Origin of the sequence: Bradyrhizobium sp. U87765 SZCCT0048 (assembly GCF_018131225.1) — a bacterium.
Taxonomy (GTDB): Bacteria; Pseudomonadota; Alphaproteobacteria; order Rhizobiales; family Xanthobacteraceae; genus Bradyrhizobium_A.
Map to the genome: position 1 here is coordinate 587,451 of NZ_JAFCMM010000004.1, position 17,205 is coordinate 604,655.

The 17,205-nt window shown below is 70.2% G+C and carries 13 protein-coding genes; 7 read left to right on the plus strand and 6 right to left on the minus strand.

Annotated features, from left to right (window positions below; translation table 11 throughout):
- The first annotated feature begins 109 nt into the window (after positions 1-109).
- From JQ639_RS25495 to trxA, 7 genes are all read left to right on the plus strand, one after another.
- Positions 110-2,629, plus strand: coding sequence for a sensor histidine kinase (locus tag JQ639_RS25495; RefSeq protein ID WP_371745169.1), 2,520 nt, complete (start codon positions 110-112; stop codon positions 2,627-2,629).
- The gene (gene tsaE, locus JQ639_RS25500; protein ID WP_211968775.1) at positions 2,626-4,146 is read left to right on the plus strand and encodes a tRNA (adenosine(37)-N6)-threonylcarbamoyltransferase complex ATPase subunit type 1 TsaE; all 1,521 of its coding nucleotides are present in this window, start codon (positions 2,626-2,628) and stop codon (positions 4,144-4,146) included. Before JQ639_RS25495 ends, tsaE begins: the two co-directional genes overlap by 4 nt.
- A gap of 82 nt (positions 4,147-4,228) precedes the next feature.
- Positions 4,229-4,546, plus strand: coding sequence for a PilZ domain-containing protein (locus JQ639_RS25505; RefSeq protein WP_211968774.1), 318 nt, complete (start codon positions 4,229-4,231; stop codon positions 4,544-4,546).
- Positions 4,547-4,739: 193 nt separating this feature from the next.
- Positions 4,740-5,462 (plus strand): nucleotidyltransferase family protein, encoded by a 723-nt coding sequence (locus JQ639_RS25510; protein WP_211968773.1) that lies wholly within the window; start codon positions 4,740-4,742, stop codon positions 5,460-5,462.
- 73 nt (positions 5,463-5,535) lie between these two features.
- A complete protein-coding gene (gene addB / locus JQ639_RS25515) occupies positions 5,536-8,694 on the plus strand; it encodes a double-strand break repair protein AddB (RefSeq protein ID WP_211968772.1) in 3,159 nt (1,052 codons plus the stop codon).
- Positions 8,691-12,197, plus strand: a complete 3,507-nt coding sequence (addA, locus tag JQ639_RS25520) for a double-strand break repair helicase AddA (protein ID WP_211968771.1) — start codon at positions 8,691-8,693, stop codon at positions 12,195-12,197. Before addB ends, addA begins: the two co-directional genes overlap by 4 nt.
- A 65-nt stretch (positions 12,198-12,262) precedes the next feature.
- The gene (gene trxA, locus JQ639_RS25525) at positions 12,263-12,583 is read left to right on the plus strand and encodes a thioredoxin (protein ID WP_211968770.1); all 321 of its coding nucleotides are present in this window, start codon (positions 12,263-12,265) and stop codon (positions 12,581-12,583) included.
- An 87-nt stretch (positions 12,584-12,670) separates the two neighbouring features.
- Here trxA and JQ639_RS25530 read toward each other — a convergent pair whose 3' ends face one another.
- The 6 genes from JQ639_RS25530 to accD form a co-directional block, all read right to left on the minus strand.
- On the minus strand, positions 12,671-13,153 hold the full coding sequence (locus JQ639_RS25530; protein ID WP_211968769.1) for a MarR family winged helix-turn-helix transcriptional regulator: 483 nt from the start codon (positions 13,151-13,153) through the stop codon (positions 12,671-12,673).
- On the minus strand, positions 13,150-13,581 hold the full coding sequence (locus tag JQ639_RS25535) for an EVE domain-containing protein (protein WP_211968768.1): 432 nt from the start codon (positions 13,579-13,581) through the stop codon (positions 13,150-13,152). The genes JQ639_RS25530 and JQ639_RS25535 overlap by 4 nt, the downstream gene beginning before the upstream one ends.
- On the minus strand, positions 13,578-14,003 hold the full coding sequence (locus tag JQ639_RS25540) for an SRPBCC family protein (RefSeq protein ID WP_211968767.1): 426 nt from the start codon (positions 14,001-14,003) through the stop codon (positions 13,578-13,580). The genes JQ639_RS25535 and JQ639_RS25540 overlap by 4 nt, the downstream gene beginning before the upstream one ends.
- Before the next feature lie 84 nt (positions 14,004-14,087).
- The gene (locus tag JQ639_RS25545; protein WP_211969066.1) at positions 14,088-14,840 is read right to left on the minus strand and encodes a metallophosphoesterase family protein; all 753 of its coding nucleotides are present in this window, start codon (positions 14,838-14,840) and stop codon (positions 14,088-14,090) included.
- A gap of 40 nt (positions 14,841-14,880) precedes the next feature.
- Positions 14,881-16,248, minus strand: coding sequence for a bifunctional folylpolyglutamate synthase/dihydrofolate synthase (locus tag JQ639_RS25550; protein ID WP_211968766.1), 1,368 nt, complete (start codon positions 16,246-16,248; stop codon positions 14,881-14,883).
- A 27-nt stretch (positions 16,249-16,275) separates the two neighbouring features.
- Positions 16,276-17,199, minus strand: a complete 924-nt coding sequence (accD, locus tag JQ639_RS25555; RefSeq protein WP_211968765.1) for an acetyl-CoA carboxylase, carboxyltransferase subunit beta — start codon at positions 17,197-17,199, stop codon at positions 16,276-16,278.
- Positions 17,200-17,205: the final 6 nt, after the last annotated feature.

Sequence of the window (17,205 nt, forward strand, 5' to 3'; positions counted from 1 at the left end):
GGCCGCTGTTCGTGCAATCGCACACAATGCGCCGTGCCATGCACGGCGGAACGGAATTTCGACGCCGGATCCCGGACTCTCGGTCGCCCGCCTTCGACCGACGGACGTGATGCGGCAGGGGCAGATCATGGCGGGCGTGGTCAGGGCGATTCGTCGGACCTTGATGTCGGGCACCGCGCTCGTGCGCGGCGGACTGGTGAGCCTCGCCGGCATCGCCGCCGCGCGCGCCGACGACGGCGAGCTGCGCGCGGTCGAGACCTTCCTCAACCTGACCCAGCAGGAAATCGCCGCACTGGCGATCGCCGCCGGCGTGCTCGGCTTCTCGGTGCTGGCGACCATCCTGCTGATGCGCACCCGCCTGCGCGCCGCCCATACCGAGGCGCGGCTGCGCGCCGACGTCCGTGCCCTGCAGAGCGAGACCGACAGCCTGCGCGCGCTGCTGTTCACCGAGCCGCAGGTGGTGATCTCCTGGCCCGCCGCAAGCCTGCGCCCCGAGATCAGCGGCGATCTCGCGTTGCTGCTGCCCCCGGCCGCCGCCCAGCAGAGCCCCCAGCGGATTCTCGCCTTCGGCACCTGGCTGCCGCCCGAGCAGGCGCTGCAGATGGACCACGCGGTGGATGCGCTGTGCGCCGACGGCGCCAGCTTCACGCTGCATCTCACCACCAGCAACGGCCGCACCGTCGAGGCGATCGGGCGCGCCATCGGCGGCAAGGCGATCGTCCGCATCCGCGAGCTGAGCGGCGTGCGCCGGGAACTCGCCGAGACCAGCCTGCGCTACCGCGACCTGCAGGAAGAGACATCGTCGCTGCGCGCCTTCGCCGCGGCGCTGCCATGGCCGGTGTGGGCCCGCCGCGACGACGGCACGCTGCTGTTTGCCAACGCCGCCTATGCGGAAGCGACCGAAGCCACGACGATTTCCGATGCGGTCGAGCGCAACCTCGAACTGCTCGACAGTGGCGACCGCCAGGCGATGGCCAGGGCCCTCGCCGACCGCGCCCATTTCGAAGCGCGCCTGCCGGTGGTGATCGGCGGCCAGCGCCGCATCTTCGACGTCCGCGCGCTGAAGGTCACCGGTGGCAGTGCCGGCGTCGCGGTCGACGCCAGCGAGGCATCGTCGCTGTCCGAGGCGCTCAAGCGCATGGCGGAGGCGCATCGCCGCACCCTCGACCAGCTGTCCTCCGGAGTGGCGGTTTTCGACGGCCAGCGCCGCCTCGCCTTCTACAACGATGCCTATCGCCGGCTGTGGAACCTCGACCAGGCGTTCCTTGATTCGCAGCCCGATGATTCCAGCGTGCTCGACCGCCTGCGCGCCACCCGCAAGATTCCCGAACCGCCGGACTTCCGGCAGTGGAAGGCCAAGCTGCACGAGGCCTACCGCGCCGTCGAGCCGGCGAAGGACACCTGGTACCTGCCCGACGGCCGCGCCATCGGCGTCGTCACCACGCCCAATCCCGAAGGCGGCGTCACCTACCTGTTCGACGACGTCACCGAGAGCCTGAAGCTGGCGCGCCAGTTCGACGGCCTGATCCGGGTCCAGCGCGAAACCCTCGATAACCTCGTCGAGGCCGTGGCGGTGTTCGGCAGCAATGGCCGGGCGCAGCTGTTCAACCCGGCGTTCGCGCGGATGTGGAAGCTGTCGCCGGAGGCGATGGAGGAGCATCCGCACATCGAGACGGTGGAAGGCTGGTGCCGGCCGCTGTTCGACGAAGCGGCGACCTGGCGCACCATCCGCGACGCCATCACCGGCATCGACAACCGCAACCCCGTGCCGCTCAAGCTCGAGCGCAAGGACGGCAGCGTGCTCGACTGCCTGGCGATGCCGCTGCCGGACGGCGCCACCATGCTGACGTTCCAGGACATCACCGACACGGTGAACGTCGAGCGGGCGCTGCGCGAACGCAACGAAGCGCTGGAGACGGCGGATCAGATGAAGGTGGATTTCGTCCACCACGTCTCCTACGAGCTGCGCTCGCCGCTGACCACGATCATCGGCTTCGCGCACTTCCTCAGCGATCCGGCGACCGGACCGCTGACGGTCAAGCAGGACGAATACCTCGGCTACATCACGTCCTCGACCAATGCGCTGCTCGCGATCATCAACAACATCCTCGACCTCGCCACCATCGACGCCGGTGCGATGACGCTGAACCTCGGCCCGGTCGACATCCGCAGCGCGATCGAGGCTGCCGCCGAAGGCATCCAGGACCGCCTCGCCCGCGACCACATCCGCCTGCAGATCGATGCGGCGCCGGGCATCGGCAACTTCGTCGCCGACGAGCGGCGCGTCGTGCAGGTGCTGTACAACCTGCTCGCCAACGCGGTCGGCTTTTCGCCGCAGGACGGCGTCATCACCATCAGCGCGCGCCGCCACAGCGACAGTGTCAGCTTCACGGTGAGCGATGCCGGCCCCGGCATCGCGCCCGACGTCAAGGACAAGGTGTTCGACTGGTTCGAGAGCCACAGCAATGGCTCGCGCCATCGCGGCGCCGGCCTCGGCCTGTCGCTGGTGCGCTCGTTCGTCGAACTCCACGGCGGCAAGGTCCGGGTGGATTCGGTCGTCGGCAAGGGCACCTCCGTCACCTGCGATTTCCCGATCGATCAGGCAGCGCATCGCACCGCCGCCGAATGACCACCCCCTCGACCCTCACGCTCTCCCTCGCCGACGAGACGGCCACAGCCCAACTGATGGCGGATCTGGCGCTGTTGATCAGCGCCGGCGACACGATCACGCTGACCGGCGACCTCGGCGCCGGCAAGACCGCCGCTGCCCGCGCCCTGATCCGCTACATCGCCGGCGACGAAACGCTGGAAGTGCCGAGCCCGACCTTCACGCTGCTGCAGACCTACGACCTCGCGGCCGTCCAGGTGCTGCACGCCGACCTCTATCGCCTCGGCGATCCGCTCGAACTCGAGGAGATCGGGCTGTCGCCGCTGCCGGACGGCGTGGTCTCGCTGATCGAGTGGCCTGACCGTGCCGCCGGCCTGCTGCCGGCCGACCGCATCGACCTCGCGCTCGGCCACGTGCCCGCGCTCGGCCCGGACGCCCGCACGGCAACCTTCACCGGCCACGGCCGTGGCGCAGCGGTGGTAACGCGGCTGGCACGGCTGCGCGACTTCCTCGAGAGCGCAGGCGAAAGCGCCGCGCGCCGCGAGCGCATGCCGGGCGACGCCTCGACCCGCAGCTATGCCCGCCTCTACCGCGACGGCGACAGCCGCATCCTGATGAACGCCCCGCGCCGCCCCGACGGCGCGCCCGTCTACGGCGGCAAGTCCTACAGCGCGGCGGTGCATCTCGCCGAGGACGTCAGGCCGTTCGTCGCCATGGCGGGCGGGCTGCGCGCGGCGGGCCTGTCGGCGCCGGCGATCCGCCACGCCGATCTCAGCGCCGGCTTCCTGGTTACCGAGGATCTCGGCCGCGAGATTTTCGTCACCGGCACACCGCCGGCGCCGATTCCCGAGCGCTATGAAGCCGCGACCGACCTGCTGGCGGCGCTGCACCAGCGCGCGCTGCCGCCGACCCTGCCGCTGGCATCGCAGCCCGACTACGCCATCCCGCGCTTCGACATCGACGCCATGCTGATCGAGGTCGGGCTGATGCCGGAGTGGTACCTGCCCGACCGCGGTGCGCCATCGGACGCGGCGCTGCGCGCCGAATTCGACGCGATGTGGCGCGCGCTGCTGGCGCGGCCCGCGTTGGCGACGACCACCTGGATGCTGCGCGACTACCACTCGCCGAACCTGATCTGGCTGCCGCAGCGACAGGGTACCGACCGCGTCGGCGTCATCGATTTCCAGGATACGGTCCTCGGACCGCCGGCTTACGACCTCGTATCTCTGCTGCAGGACGCGCGTGTCGACGTGCCGGAAGCGCTCGAGATCGCGCTGCTGACACGCTACGTGAAAACACGCCGCGCCGCCGATGCGGCCTTCGACGCCGCCGGCTTCGCCGAGAGCTATGCCATCATGTCAGCGCAGCGCAACACGCGCCTGCTCGGCACGTTCGCCCGCCTCAACCGCCGCGACGGCAAACCGCATTACCTGCTGCACCAGCCGCGGATCTGGACATATCTCGGCCGTGCGCTCGCCCATCCCGAATTGGCCGCTTTCCGCGACTGGTATGCGGCGCATGTGCCGGCGCCGGCCTGAGCCACTGCCGCCATTTACCGGCCGTTAGCCATTCCGCCGCTACGCTGCTGCCGCAATCTCTTCAGGTCCGGGCAGGAAGACGATGATGGCTGAGCGCCGCAACGGCGACCGTGTCGTGTTCGAGCGCGGCTTCGCCGCGCACATGATGGGTATCGACGGGACCTGGCGCCGCGGCTGCATCATGGAAGACGTCTCGGAGAGCGGCGCCAAGCTCACCGTGGAGGGATCGGTCGAAGGTCTCAACCTCAAGGAGTTCTTCCTGCTGCTCTCGTCCACCGGACTGGCCTACCGCCGCTGCGAACTGTCCTGGGTCAACGGCGACCAGATCGGCGTCATTTTTCTCAAGCAGGTCGACAAGAAGAAGCGCAATGGACGGCGGATGCAATCGGTCGATGCCTGAGGACAGCCGTCCCGGCCGCGCTGCGCGACCGCCTGCCGTCGCACATCCGTCACGTTTGCCGACTACAGCTTCGCACCATGGAATCGCCTGCTGCCGCGTCGCTGTCGACGCCAGGGCGCGGCGTACGTATCGTGCCAGGATGCCGCACGCTCCGCGGCACAATCGTCTCACTCCCTAGATTTTCGTGACCCCGATGTCCGTGAAACCCACCACAGCCATGGTCCTCGCCGCCGGTCTCGGCGTGCGGATGCGGCCGTTGACCGATCACATGCCGAAACCGCTGGTGCCGGTCGCCGGCCAGCCGCTGCTCGATCACGTGCTCGACAAGCTGGCTGCCGCCGGCGTCGAGAAGGCCGTGGTCAACGTCCACTATCTCGGCGACCAGATCATCGCGCATGTCGCGGCGCGCCGGCATCCGCAGGTGGTGATCTCCGACGAGCGCGGCGTCCTGCTGGGCACCGGCGGCGGCGTGGTCAAGGCGTTGCCCCTGCTCGGCGACAAGCCGTTCTTCCATCTCAACGCCGACACCATGTGGATCGACGGCGTGCGTCCCAACCTGACCCGCCTCGCCGAGACCTTCGATCCGGCGCGCATGGACATCCTGCTGCTGCTGGCGCCGACCGCAGCGAGCATCGGCTATTCCGGCAGCGGCGACTACGCCATGACCTCGGACGGCGCGCTGCGCAAGCGCAAGGAGAACCAGGTGGTTCCCTTCGTCTATGCCGGCGTCGCCATCATGTCACCGGCGATCTTTGCCGGTGCGCCGCAGGGCGAATTCTCGCTAACGAAGCTGTTCGACGCGGCGAATGAGCGCGAGCGCCTGTTCGGGCTGCGGCTCGACGGCACCTGGATGCATGTCGGAACTCCCGACGCCGTGAGCGCCGCGGAAGAAGCGTTCCTCGCCAGCGTCGCCTGAGCGCCCGGCCGCGTCATTCCATCTCCACGGCCCGCCGTGGCATGCTAAGCCCTGATCCCGAATCGGGCTGTCCATGCACGTCTTTACCGTTCCCGCGTCCGTTCCCTTTCTGCCGACCGTGCTCACGGCGCTGGTCGACGGCCGCCTGGTGCACGGCTTCGAGGCACGCACCGCGCCGGAACGTCTCGCCGACGTCACGCTGTACCTGCCGACCCGCCGCGCCGGCCGCGCCGCGCGCGAAGTGTTCCTCGACGTGCTCGGCACCGACGCGGTGGTGCTGCCGCGCATCCTGCCGCTCGGCGACATCGACGAGGACGAACTGGTGTTCGCGCAGGCCGCCCAAGACCCCGCCGCCGCGCTCGACCTCGAGCCGGCGCTCGGCGGCCTCGAACGCCGCCTGGTGCTGGCACAGCTGATCGCGGCCTGGGCGAAGCAGACCCGCCCGGCCAACCCGGCCGATGCGCCGCTCGTGGTCGGCGGCCCCGCCTCCATCCTGGCGCTTGCCGACGATCTGGCGCGGCTGATGGACGACATCACGACGCGCGGCGTGCCATGGCAGGCGCTCGACGGCCTCGTGCCCGACGCCTACGACGTCTACTGGCAGCAGACTCTGAAATTCCTGCGCATCGCCGCCGACGCATGGCCGCGCTACCTCGCTGAGCGCGGCAAGATCGAGCCGGCGCAGCGCCGCGACCGCCTGATCGAGGCCGAAGCGCGGCGTCTCGCCGCGCACACGCGCGGGCCGGTGATCGCGGCGGGATCGACCGGCTCGATGCCCGCAACGGCGAAATTCCTCAAGGTCGTCGCTTCGCTGCCGAACGGCGCCGTGGTGCTGCCGGGCCTCGACACCGACCTCGATGCCGACGCGTGGTCGCTGATCGGCGGCCGCAAGCGCGATTCCCGCGACGGCGACGCGTTGCCGGCGCCCGGTCATCCGCAGTTCGCGCTGCATGGCCTGCTCGAGCGCTTCGGCATCGACCGCGACGACGTCGTCGAACTCGCGCCGCATGCACCCCACGGCCGCGAGATGCTGACCTCCGAAGCACTGCGCCCGTCCAACGCCACGGCGCAGTGGCACCAGCGCCTGAGCCGCCCCGAGGTCGCCGCACGCATCGCCGACGGCATGGCCGACCTCGCGGTAGTGGAAGCGCCGACCGCCGACATGGAAGCGCTGGCCATCGCGGTGGCGATGCGCGAGGCGCATCAGCGACCCGACGCGACGGTGGCTTTGGTGACGCCGGACCGCGCACTCGCCCGCCGTGTCGTCGCGGCGCTCGACCGCTGGTCGCTGGACGTCGACGATTCCGGCGGCGATTCGCTGATGGACACCTCCGCCGGCCTGTTCGCGCGCCTGGTCGCAGCGGCGGCGTCCGATGGCCTCGCCCCGGCGACCCTGCTGGCGCTGCTGAAACATCCGCTGCTGCGCCTCGGTCATGAGGCCGGCACCTTCGCCGCCGCCATCGGTAATCTCGAACTGGCGCTGCTGCGCGGCACGCGGCCGCAACCGGGCACCGCGGGGCTGCAGCGCGATTTCGCAGCCGTCCGCAGCGAACTGACAAAACTGGCGCGCGGCGAGCCGTCGCTGCTGCACCGCTCCGAAGCGCGCACGCGGCTGGCACCCGCGGCGCTCGACGCCGTCGCCGACCTGATCGCACGGCTGCATGCCGCGTTCGCACCGCTGGAGCGGCTCGGCGGCGTCAAATCGCACGACCTCACGGACATCGCCAGCGCCCATCACCACGCCATCGTGGCGCTGTCCGTCGACGCCCGCGGCCTGCCGGCGGCGTTCGAGGGTCCCGACGGGCTTGCGCTGGCGCGCGCCTTCGACGAACTGCCGGCCGACGGCGCGCCGAGCGGCGTGGCGCTGACGCTCGCCGACTATCCCGACGTTTTCCAGACCACGTTCGGCGACCGCATCGTGCGCCGGCCGCAAGCGGCGAATGCGCGCCTGCGCATCTTCGGCCCGCTGGAGGCGCGCCTCACCACCACCGACCGCGTCATTCTCGGCGGCCTCGTCGAAGGCACCTGGCCGCCCGACCCGCGCATCGACCCCTGGCTCAACCGCCCGATGCGCCATCAGCTCGGCCTCGACCTGCCGGAGCGGCGCATCGGCCTGTCCGCCCACGACTTCGCCCAGTTGCTCGGCGCGCGCGAGGTGATCCTGACCCACGCCGCCAAGGTCGGCGGCTCGCCTGCGGTGGCGTCGCGCTTCCTGCATCGCCTCGAAGCGGTGGCCGGCGAGGCACGCTGGCGCGCCGCGCGGGCGAAAGGCGAGCACTACCTGACCTGGGCGATGGCGCTCGATCGCCCCGCCACCGTGACGCCGATCGGCCAGCCGCAGCCACGACCGCCGCGCGCCAGCCGGCCGATGAAGATGTCGGTCACCGAGATCGAGGACTGGCTGCGCGATCCCTACACCATCTACGCTCGCCGCATCCTGACGCTGCAGAAGCTCGACCCCGTCGACATGCCGCTGTCGGCGGCCGACCGCGGCTCGGCGATTCACGGCGCCATCGGCGAGTTCACCCAGACCTTCAGCGAGCGCCTGCCGGACGATCCGGTGCGCGCGCTGCGCGCCATCGGCGAGAGCCATTTCGCACCGCTGATGGAGCGCCCGGAGGCGCGCGCGCTGTGGTGGCCGCGCTTCCTGCGCATCGCCAGCTGGTTCGCGGGCTGGGAGCGCGAGCGGCGGGCGCTGATCGACGAGGTCAAGGCCGAGATCCGCGGCGAGATCGTCATCCCCATCGGCCGCGACCGTGCTTTTACCCTGTCGGCGCGCGCGGACCGCATCGATCGCCGCAAGCGCGGTGACTATGCCGTGCTCGACTACAAGACCGGCGCGCCGCCGACCGGCAAGCAGGTGCGCATGGGGCTGTCGCCGCAATTGACACTGGAATCGGTGATCCTGCGCGAAGGCGGCTTCGACGGCATCGCCGCCGGCGCCTCCGTTGGCGAGCTGATGTACATCCGCCTCAGCGGCAACTCGCCGCCGGGCAGGGCCGAGCCGCTGGAACTGACGCGCGATCGCCGCAAGGAGGAGCCGATCTCGCCCGACGAGGCGGCGATCGAAGCACGCGCCAAGCTCGAGGCGCTGATCCGCGCCTTCGAGAACGAACAGCAGGCCTACACCTCGCTGAACCTGACGATGTGGGCCAACCGCTACGGCGACTATGACGACCTCGCCCGCATCAAGGAGTGGTCGGCGGCCGGCGATGGCGGAGACGAGCTGTGAGCGGCCCGCGCACCATTCCGCGCGATGCACGCGACAAGCAGACGCGGGCCTCCAATCCGGCGGTCTCCGTATTCGTGTCGGCCAACGCCGGCTCGGGCAAGACCCATGTGCTGGTGCAGCGGGTGATCCGCCTGCTGCTCGACGACGTCGCGCCGGAAAAGATCCTCTGCATCACCTTCACCAAGGCCGCCGCCGCCAACATGGCGGAGCGGGTGTTCGACACCCTCGGCCACTGGATCACCCTCGACGACGCCGCCCTCGATGCCGCGATCACCGAAGCCGGCGCACAGACCGGGCCGGCGATGCGGCGGCGGGCGCGCGAGCTGTTCGCCTGCGCGCTGGAGACGCCGGGCGGCCTCAAGGTGCAAACCATTCACGCCCTGTGCACGCGGCTGCTGCAGCAATTTCCGTTCGAGGCCAACGTGCCGGCGCGCTTCAGCGTGCTCGACGACCGCGATCAGAACGAGCTGATGGAGCGCGCCAGCCTGCGGGTGCTGCTCGACGCCGCGGCGAGCCCGGACAGCCTCGCCGGCCGCGCCCTCGCCACCGCCATGACCAGCGCCGCCGACGTCACCTTTCGCGACGTGGTGCGCGAGGCCGTGCTGAGCCGCGACCATTTTCAGGCGTGGACCCACCAGGCCGGCACGCTGGACGCCGCGATGGCGCAGCTGCTGCAGGCCCTGGGGCTGTCGGCCGACGACAGCATGGCGCGGGTCGAGGCCGAGATCGTCGACGGGCCGCAACTGCCGCGCAGCGAATGGGCCGCGGTGGCCGGCCAGTTCGAGGGCGGCTCGAAGAGCGACCAGGACCAGGCGGCGCGGCTGCGCGAGGCGCTGACGCTGTCCGGCGCCGCGCAGGTCGAGGCCTATCTCACCGTGTTCTTCACCACGGCCGGCGAGCTGCGCAAATCGATCCTGACCAAGACGCTGGCCCGCGAGATGCCCGGGCTGGCGGCGATGCTCGACCGCGAGGCGACGCGGGTGCAGGCGCTGCTGCAGATCCGCCGCGCCGTCGCGGTGCGCGACCGCACCCAGGCGCTGGTGGTCATCGCCACGGCCGCCGCGGCGAACTACCGCCGCGAGAAGGAAGAACGCGGCCTGCTCGACTACGATGATCTCATCGACAAGACGCTGGCAATGCTCGAACGCACCTCGGCGGGCTGGGTGCATTTCAAGCTCGACCAGGGCGTCGACCATGTGCTGATCGACGAGGCGCAGGACACCAGCCCGCGGCAGTGGGACATCGTCGAGCACATCGTGTCCGAATTCACCGCCGGCGCCGGCGCGCGCGGCCGCACCCGCCGCACGATCTTCGCGGTAGGCGACGAGAAGCAGTCCATCTTCTCGTTCCAGGGCGCGGCGCCGCGCGAGTTCGATCTGCGCCGCGGCCGCTTCCGCGCCCGCTTCGAGGCCGCGGAGCTGCCGTTCGATCCGGTGGTGTTCAACTATTCGTTCCGCTCCGGTGCCGGCGTGCTCGACGCGGTGCAGAGCACGTTCCAGGCGCCGGAGATCTTCCGCAGCATCACCTCCGACCGCGACGGCATGGCGCCGCACATGGCGCTCGCCGATGCCGCGCCGGCGATGGTGGAGCTGTGGGAGCTGCAGGAGGCCGCCGACCGCGAGGATCTCGAAGGCTGGCGCGCGCCGTTCGACGCGGTGTCGGAGACCAGTCCCGAGGTGCGGCTGGCGCAGCGTATCCGCGACCGCATCAAGGCGCTGATTGCCGAGAAAGCCGCCACCGGCATCGCCGCGCGGCGGCGACCACTGCGCTACGGCGACATCCTCATCCTGGTGCGGCGGCGCGGCAAGACGTTCAGCGCGGTGATCCAGGCGCTCAAGCAGGGCGGCATCCCGGTGGCCGGCGCCGACCGCCTCAAGCTGACCGGGCACATCGCCATCATCGACCTGATGCATCTCGCCGATGCGCTGCTGTTTCCGCGCGACGACCTCGCACTCGCCGTGGCGCTGAAAAGCCCGTTGTTCGGCCTGACCGACGACGACCTGTTCCGCCTCGCCTGGCAGCGCGACGGAAGCCTGCGCGAGGCACTCACGCGGCACGCCGGTGGCGACCTCGTGCTCGCCGCGGCGCTGCGGCGCTTGCAGGCCTATGAGGCACGCGCGCTGACCGAGACGCCGTTCGCGTTCTACGCCTGGCTGCTCGGCGGCGACGATGGCCGCGCCCGCATCCTGCAGCGCCTCGGCCCAGAGGCGAGCGACGCGCTCGACGAATTCCTCGAACTCGCGCTGACCTTCGAGCGGCGCACACCGGCCTCGCTGCAGGGCTTCGTGGCGTGGCTGCGCTCCGCCGACACCGACATCAAGCGCGACATGGAGATCTCGCGCGACGAAGTACGGGTGATGACGGTGCACGGCGCCAAGGGCCTGGAGGCGCCGGTCGTCTTCCTCGCCGACACGACGTCGTCGCCGACCGACACCCAGCGCCTCAGCCTGATCCGGCTGCAGCAGGCCCATGACGGCATCGCCGCGCCGGTGGTATGGGCCGGCCGCAAGGCCGACGATCCCGAAAGCGTCGCCGCCGCGCGCGCGGCGATGACCGGCGACACCGAGGACGAATACCGCCGGCTGCTGTATGTGGCGATGACCCGCGCCGCCGACCGGCTGATCGTCGGCGGCTGCATGCCCGGCAACCGCAGCGAGGTGCGCGAGCACTCGTGGTACGACCTGATCCGCAAGGGGCTCGACGCCTCGGCGCTGCAGGTCGAGGAGCGGCCCTCCCGCCAGGGGCCGGTGCGCTTCTACAGCCGCGCCGGCGATGCGCCGCTGCCGGCGCCGGACGCACCGCCGGCGAGCGAGGCGACGCCGGAGGTCCTGCCGTCCTGGCTGCGCGCCCGCGCGATGCGCGATGCGCTCGACGAGGTGCTGCTGCGCCCGTCCGACGGCGACGACAGCGACGGCCATGGCGCGGTGCCGGGCGAAGCCGCCGCGCAGCGGGCGCTGGCGCTGCAGCGCGGCGCGCTGGTCCACCGCCTGCTGCAATCGCTGCCGGATGTCGCGCCCGCCCACCGCCGCGACACCGCGCGGCGCTACCTGGCGCGCAACGCCGACAGCTGGAGCGTCGCCGACCGCGACGCCCTCGCCGACGAGGTCATCGCCCTGATCGCCGATGCCCGCTTCGCCGCGGTGTTCGCCGCCGGCAGCCGCGCCGAGGTCTCGATCGCCGGCCGCCTGCCACGGTCAGGCCGCCCGCCGGCGCTGGTGTCCGGCCAGATCGACCGCCTGGTGGTGACGCCCGCCGAGGTGCTGATCGTCGACTTCAAGACGAATCACGCCCCACCGGCGACGCTGGCGGAAACCCCCGTCGCCTACCTCCGCCAGCTCGCCCTGTACCGCGCCGTGCTCGCCCGCCTGCACCCCGGCAAGATCGTCCGGGCCGCCCTGCTGTGGACGGAAGCCGCTGAAATCATGGAGGTTCCTTCGTCCGCTCTGGACGCAGAGCTCCTCCGCATCCTGGGTGACCTTGACCCGGCAAGGGCGCGTTCATAGGTTCGCCCTAGTCTTTCTTTGTCGCGCGCGACAGCTCGCACGCTCCCCACTCAACGAGGCTCATCATGTCGGTCGGGAAGGTATCGGACGCCAATTTCGAAGCAGAGGTCCTGAAGGCGCAGGGACCGGTGGTCGTCGACTTCTGGGCCGAGTGGTGCGGCCCGTGCCGCATGATCGCCCCGGCGCTCGACGAGATCGCCGGCGCGATGGGCGAGAAGGTCAAGATCGTCAAGCTCAACGTCGACGAGAATCCGCAGACCGCCTCCAAGTATGGCGTGATGTCGATCCCGACGCTGATGATCTTCAAGGGCGGCGAGCTTGCCTCGCGCCAGGTCGGCGCGGCGCCGAAGGCCAAGCTGCAGCAGTGGATCAACACGGCGGTCTGACGACCCCCGCACCTCATCGATGATTCGACGGCCGGCGCTCTGCCGGCCGTTGTCGTTCGTGGCGGGCGCTTCACCGCGGCGCGGCAGTCACGCGCCTTCATCGTCCGGCGCGTCGCCACCCTGTGCGAGGACCTGGAACAGCTTCAGCAGCCGCGCCGCGTCGCCCTCGACCGGCGCGAAGAACGCGGCGTCGCAATCCTCCACCACGACGACAGCCTTGCGCGCCAGTTCGCGCCCCGCACGCGTCACCGCGATCGCCTTGGCGCGCGGGTCATCGGGATGGGCTTGCCGCACGACCAGTTCAGCCGCTTCCAGCGCCCGCAGCACCTGCGATGTGGTCATCGGATCGATGCCGGTCAGCTCGGCGATCCGGGTCTGCGTCAGCGGCTCGGAGGCGCCGTACCAGGTCGCGGTCGTCAGCACCACGAACTGAGAGTGGGTCAGGCCGTAGGGCTGCAGCACCTGCCGCTGCCGGCGCTGCCAGGCGTTGGAGATCTTCCACAGCAGGAAGCCCGGGCTATCGGCCGGGCCGGACACCTTGCTCGGCAGCGGCGGCTTGCGGCGCGTCATGCGGTGTCCATGCCGGTGCCGGCGGCCCGCATCGCCGCCGCGATCAAAGCGAAATCGCTCGCCGCCAGCGGTAGATGCCCCCGGCGCAGCGTCACGCCCCAGTTCGGAGCCGCACAGAGCGCGAGGTGGTGTCTGATGCTGTCGATCGGCGCGTCCATGGCATCGACATAGCGGATCCGGCGGCGAAACGGAACGAACCCGCCGCCCATGTCGAACGCAAATACATCGTCATCGGCGACCTGCCCCACCGCAGTGAAGGCGCGCAAGGGCGGACCGCCCCTCTCTTCCGACGGCGAGTAGTACACCAGCCAGTCGCCGGTCCGCATGCGGCGCAGGGGCTGCGCGTTGCCGTGACAGAGTTGCGCGAAGCCGCCGGCAACACCGCGCCGCACATGCGCGCGGCTGACCACACCAAGCCACGCGCTCATGCGCCGCCCTCTTCGGCGAGACGTGCGAGGCGCGCCAGCACATCCGGAAAATCCGCCGCGACCGCCGCGCCGATGGCAGCGGCGTCGGGCCCGCGCGCCTCGAGCGCGTAGGTGATGTGCGCGCCCGCGCCCTGCGGCACGATGCGATGGTCGACCACGACGACGAGATCGCCGACCTGCGTCTCGTCGGTGAAGCCTTCGCCGTCGCGAACCGCGACGAGGCGGCAGCGCAGCGGCGCTTCGCCCGGCGGCGTCATGGTGAACCAGGTGCCGGCCGCGAACGGCCCGTCGATGGCGATCGCCGCGATGCCGGCGTTCCAGCGTCCCCAATGGAGGATATCGCTCATCAGGCGCCAGACCGCGGCTGGCGATGCGTTCGTCTCCCTGCTGTGCGCGACGCGCCAGACACTCACTTCATCCATGGCTCACCTTTTTAATATGTGCGCTTATTATAAGCGTGCATATTAAACATCGTCAAGCCGAACTCTTCCTGCGGACGGTGGCGATCAGGGCTGGGGAGGCAGCATCCACCCCGTGGCGAGCACATCGGCCCATTCCGGCCGGCCACGCTGCCGGGCGAGATCGGCCATGGCGTGATGATCGTAGCGCACATGGCGGAAGGTGACCTGCCAGCCATTGTCACCGCGGTCGAGGATCGCGTAGCTGGCGTCCGGCGTGCCGGTCTGAACGACATGCCGGACCGGGGTGACATCGCGATAGCCAGGACAACCGACGCTGCCGGGATTGACGATCAGGCGCCCATCGGGCAACCGCACCGCTCGCGGCAGATGGCTGTGCCCGCACAGCAGCAGCGGCTGGGGGACATCGCCGGCGCGGCGCACGACGACATCGAGCGGCGCGAGGGCGACGGCGCCGTCGGCATGCACGGTTTCGAGCCAGTAGGTTTCGTCGTCGGCCGGCGTCGCATGGCAGGCAAACACGTCGCCGCGAAACACCAGCGACGCCGGCAACGCCCGCAGCCAGTCGAGATGAGAGGCATCGAGCTCGGCATGAGCCGGACGCTCCCATGAGCCCATCGCCTCGGGACGCTGCTCGGTGAGATAGCGATCGTGATTGCCGCGCACGGTGACGATGTTTCGCTGCATCAGCAGCTCAATCGTGCGGCGTGCGTGCAGCGGCCCGCTGGCGACGTCGCCGAGATTGACGATCTCGGCGATGCCGTGCGCCGCGATATCCGCGAGCACCGCCTCCAGTGCCGCGCAGTTGCCATGGATGTCGGCGATCGCGGCGAACCGCATGCTCATGCTCCCGTCGTGCACGCCAGCGAGGACAGGCGCATCATTTCGGCGGCGTGCCGTTGCGTGCCAGCACTTCGCCCGCGAGATACAGCGAGCCGGTGATGAGGATGCGCGGCGGCACCTCGTAGGCGAGGCGGGCGATGCCGCGCAACGCCGCCTCGACATCCCCAGCGATCTCGACGCGCATGCCGATCTCGCGCGCCGCATCGACCAGACGTTCGACTGGCATCGCGTTGGGCTGGCCGGGAATCGGCACCGCGATGATATGGCGCGTCAGACCCGCGAAGTTCGACAGGAAGCCGCCCGCGTCCTTGTTGCCCATCATGCCCGCGACCACCACCAGCGGCCGCGGCACGCGTTCCTCGAGGTCGCCGAGCGCCGCGGCAACGACACGGCCGCCATCGACATTGTGGCCGCCATCGAGCCAGATCTCGGCTCCCGCGGGAGCGGCCGCGACCAGCGCACCGGCGCCGAGCCGCTGCATCCGCGCCGGCCACTCGGCGCGCGAGATGCCGGTCTCGTAGGCCGCCGGCTCGATGTAAAAGGCATCGGTGGCGCGCAGCGCCGCGATCGCGAGCCCCGCATTGTCGAACTGATGGCGGCCGAACAGCCGCGGCGCCGACAGGTCGAACAACCCGCGCTCGTCCTGGTAGACGAGCCGGCCGCGCTCGACGCCGACATGCCAGTGCTGGCCGGCGGCATGCAGCGGCGCGCGCGCCCGCACCGCCACCGCCTCGATCACGGCGCCGGCTTCCGGCACCTGCTCGGCCAGCACCACCGGCACACCGCGCTTAATGATGCCGGCCTTCTCGGCGGCGATCTTGTCGAGCGTATCGCCGAGGAAATCCTGGTGGTCGATGCCGACCGGCGTGATGACGCTGACAGCGGGCCGTTCGACCACATTGGTGGCATCGAGCCGGCCGCCAAGGCCGACCTCCAGGATGACTGCATCCGCCGGATGCTGCGCGAACAGCGTGAAGGCGGCCGCCGTCTCCATCTCGAACACGGTGATCGGCGCACCATCGTTGACCTGTTCGCAGCGCGCCAGCGCAGCACGCAGTTCGTCGTCCTCGACCAGCACGCCGCCGCCGACGCGTCCGAGACGGAAGCGCTCGTTGATGCGCACGAGATGCGGCGAAGTATAGACATGGACGCGCAGCCCGGCGGCCTCGAGCATCGCGCGCAGATACGCGACCGTCGAACCCTTGCCGTTGGTGCCGGCGACATGGATCACCGGCGGCAGCTGGCGCTCGGGATGACCGAGCCGCTCGAGCAACTGCTCGATACGACCAAGGGTCAGGTCGATGCGCTTGGGATGCAGCGCCGTCAGCCGCGCCAGGATATCGTCGAGCGGCGACGGCGGATTGGCGCCATGCCCCTGAAGCTGGCCGTGAAGTCCGTCATTCATCGCGGGTCCCCTCCGCGGCGCCGCGGATCACACCGGCGGCGCGGCCGTCGGATCGGCGGCGGTATCCGCCCCCATGACATGGCGCGGCGGTTCGGCCCCGGCCGGCGGCGCCTTCATCAAGAGGCGGCATAGCCGCGCCAGCGTCGGACGCAGGTCGTGGCGATGCACCACCATGTCGACCATGCCGTGATCCTTGAGATACTCGGCGCGCTGGAAGCCTTCCGGCAGCTTCTCGCGGATGGTCTGCTCGATGACGCGGGCGCCGGCGAAGCCGATCAGCGCGCCGGGCTCGGCAATATGCACGTCGCCCAGCATCGCATAGGACGCGGTGACGCCGCCGGTGGTCGGGTTGGTGAGCACGACGATGTAGGGCAACCGCGCCTCGCGCAGCATCTGCACCGCGACCGTGGTGCGCGGCAGCTGCATCAGCGACAGGATGCCTTCCTGCATGCGCGCGCCGCCGGAGGCTGCGAACACGATGCAGGGCGAGCGCTTCTCGACGGCCAGCTCCAGGCCCTTGATGATGGCCTCGCCGGCCGCCATGCCGAGCGAGCCGCCCATGAAGTCGAAGTCCTGCACCACCACGACGGCGGGCGTGCCCTCGAGCTTGCCGAAGCCGACCTTGACCGAATCGTTCAGGCCCGTCTTGGCGCGGGCGTCCTTGATCTTGTCGACATAGCGACGCTCGTCGCGGAACTTGAGCGGATCGGCCGCGACCTCGGGCAACGCGACATCGAACCAGGTCTCGTTGTCGAACACCGACTTCAGCCGCGCCACCGCGCCCATGCGCATGTGGTAGTTGGAGCCGGGAATGACGAACTGGTTGCTTTCGACGTCCTTGTAGAACACCAGCTGCCCGGAATCCGGGCACTTGATCCAGAGATTCTCCGGCGTCTCCCGGCGCAGGAAGCTGCGGATCTTCGGGCGGACGACATTGGTGATCCAGTTCATGGTGCA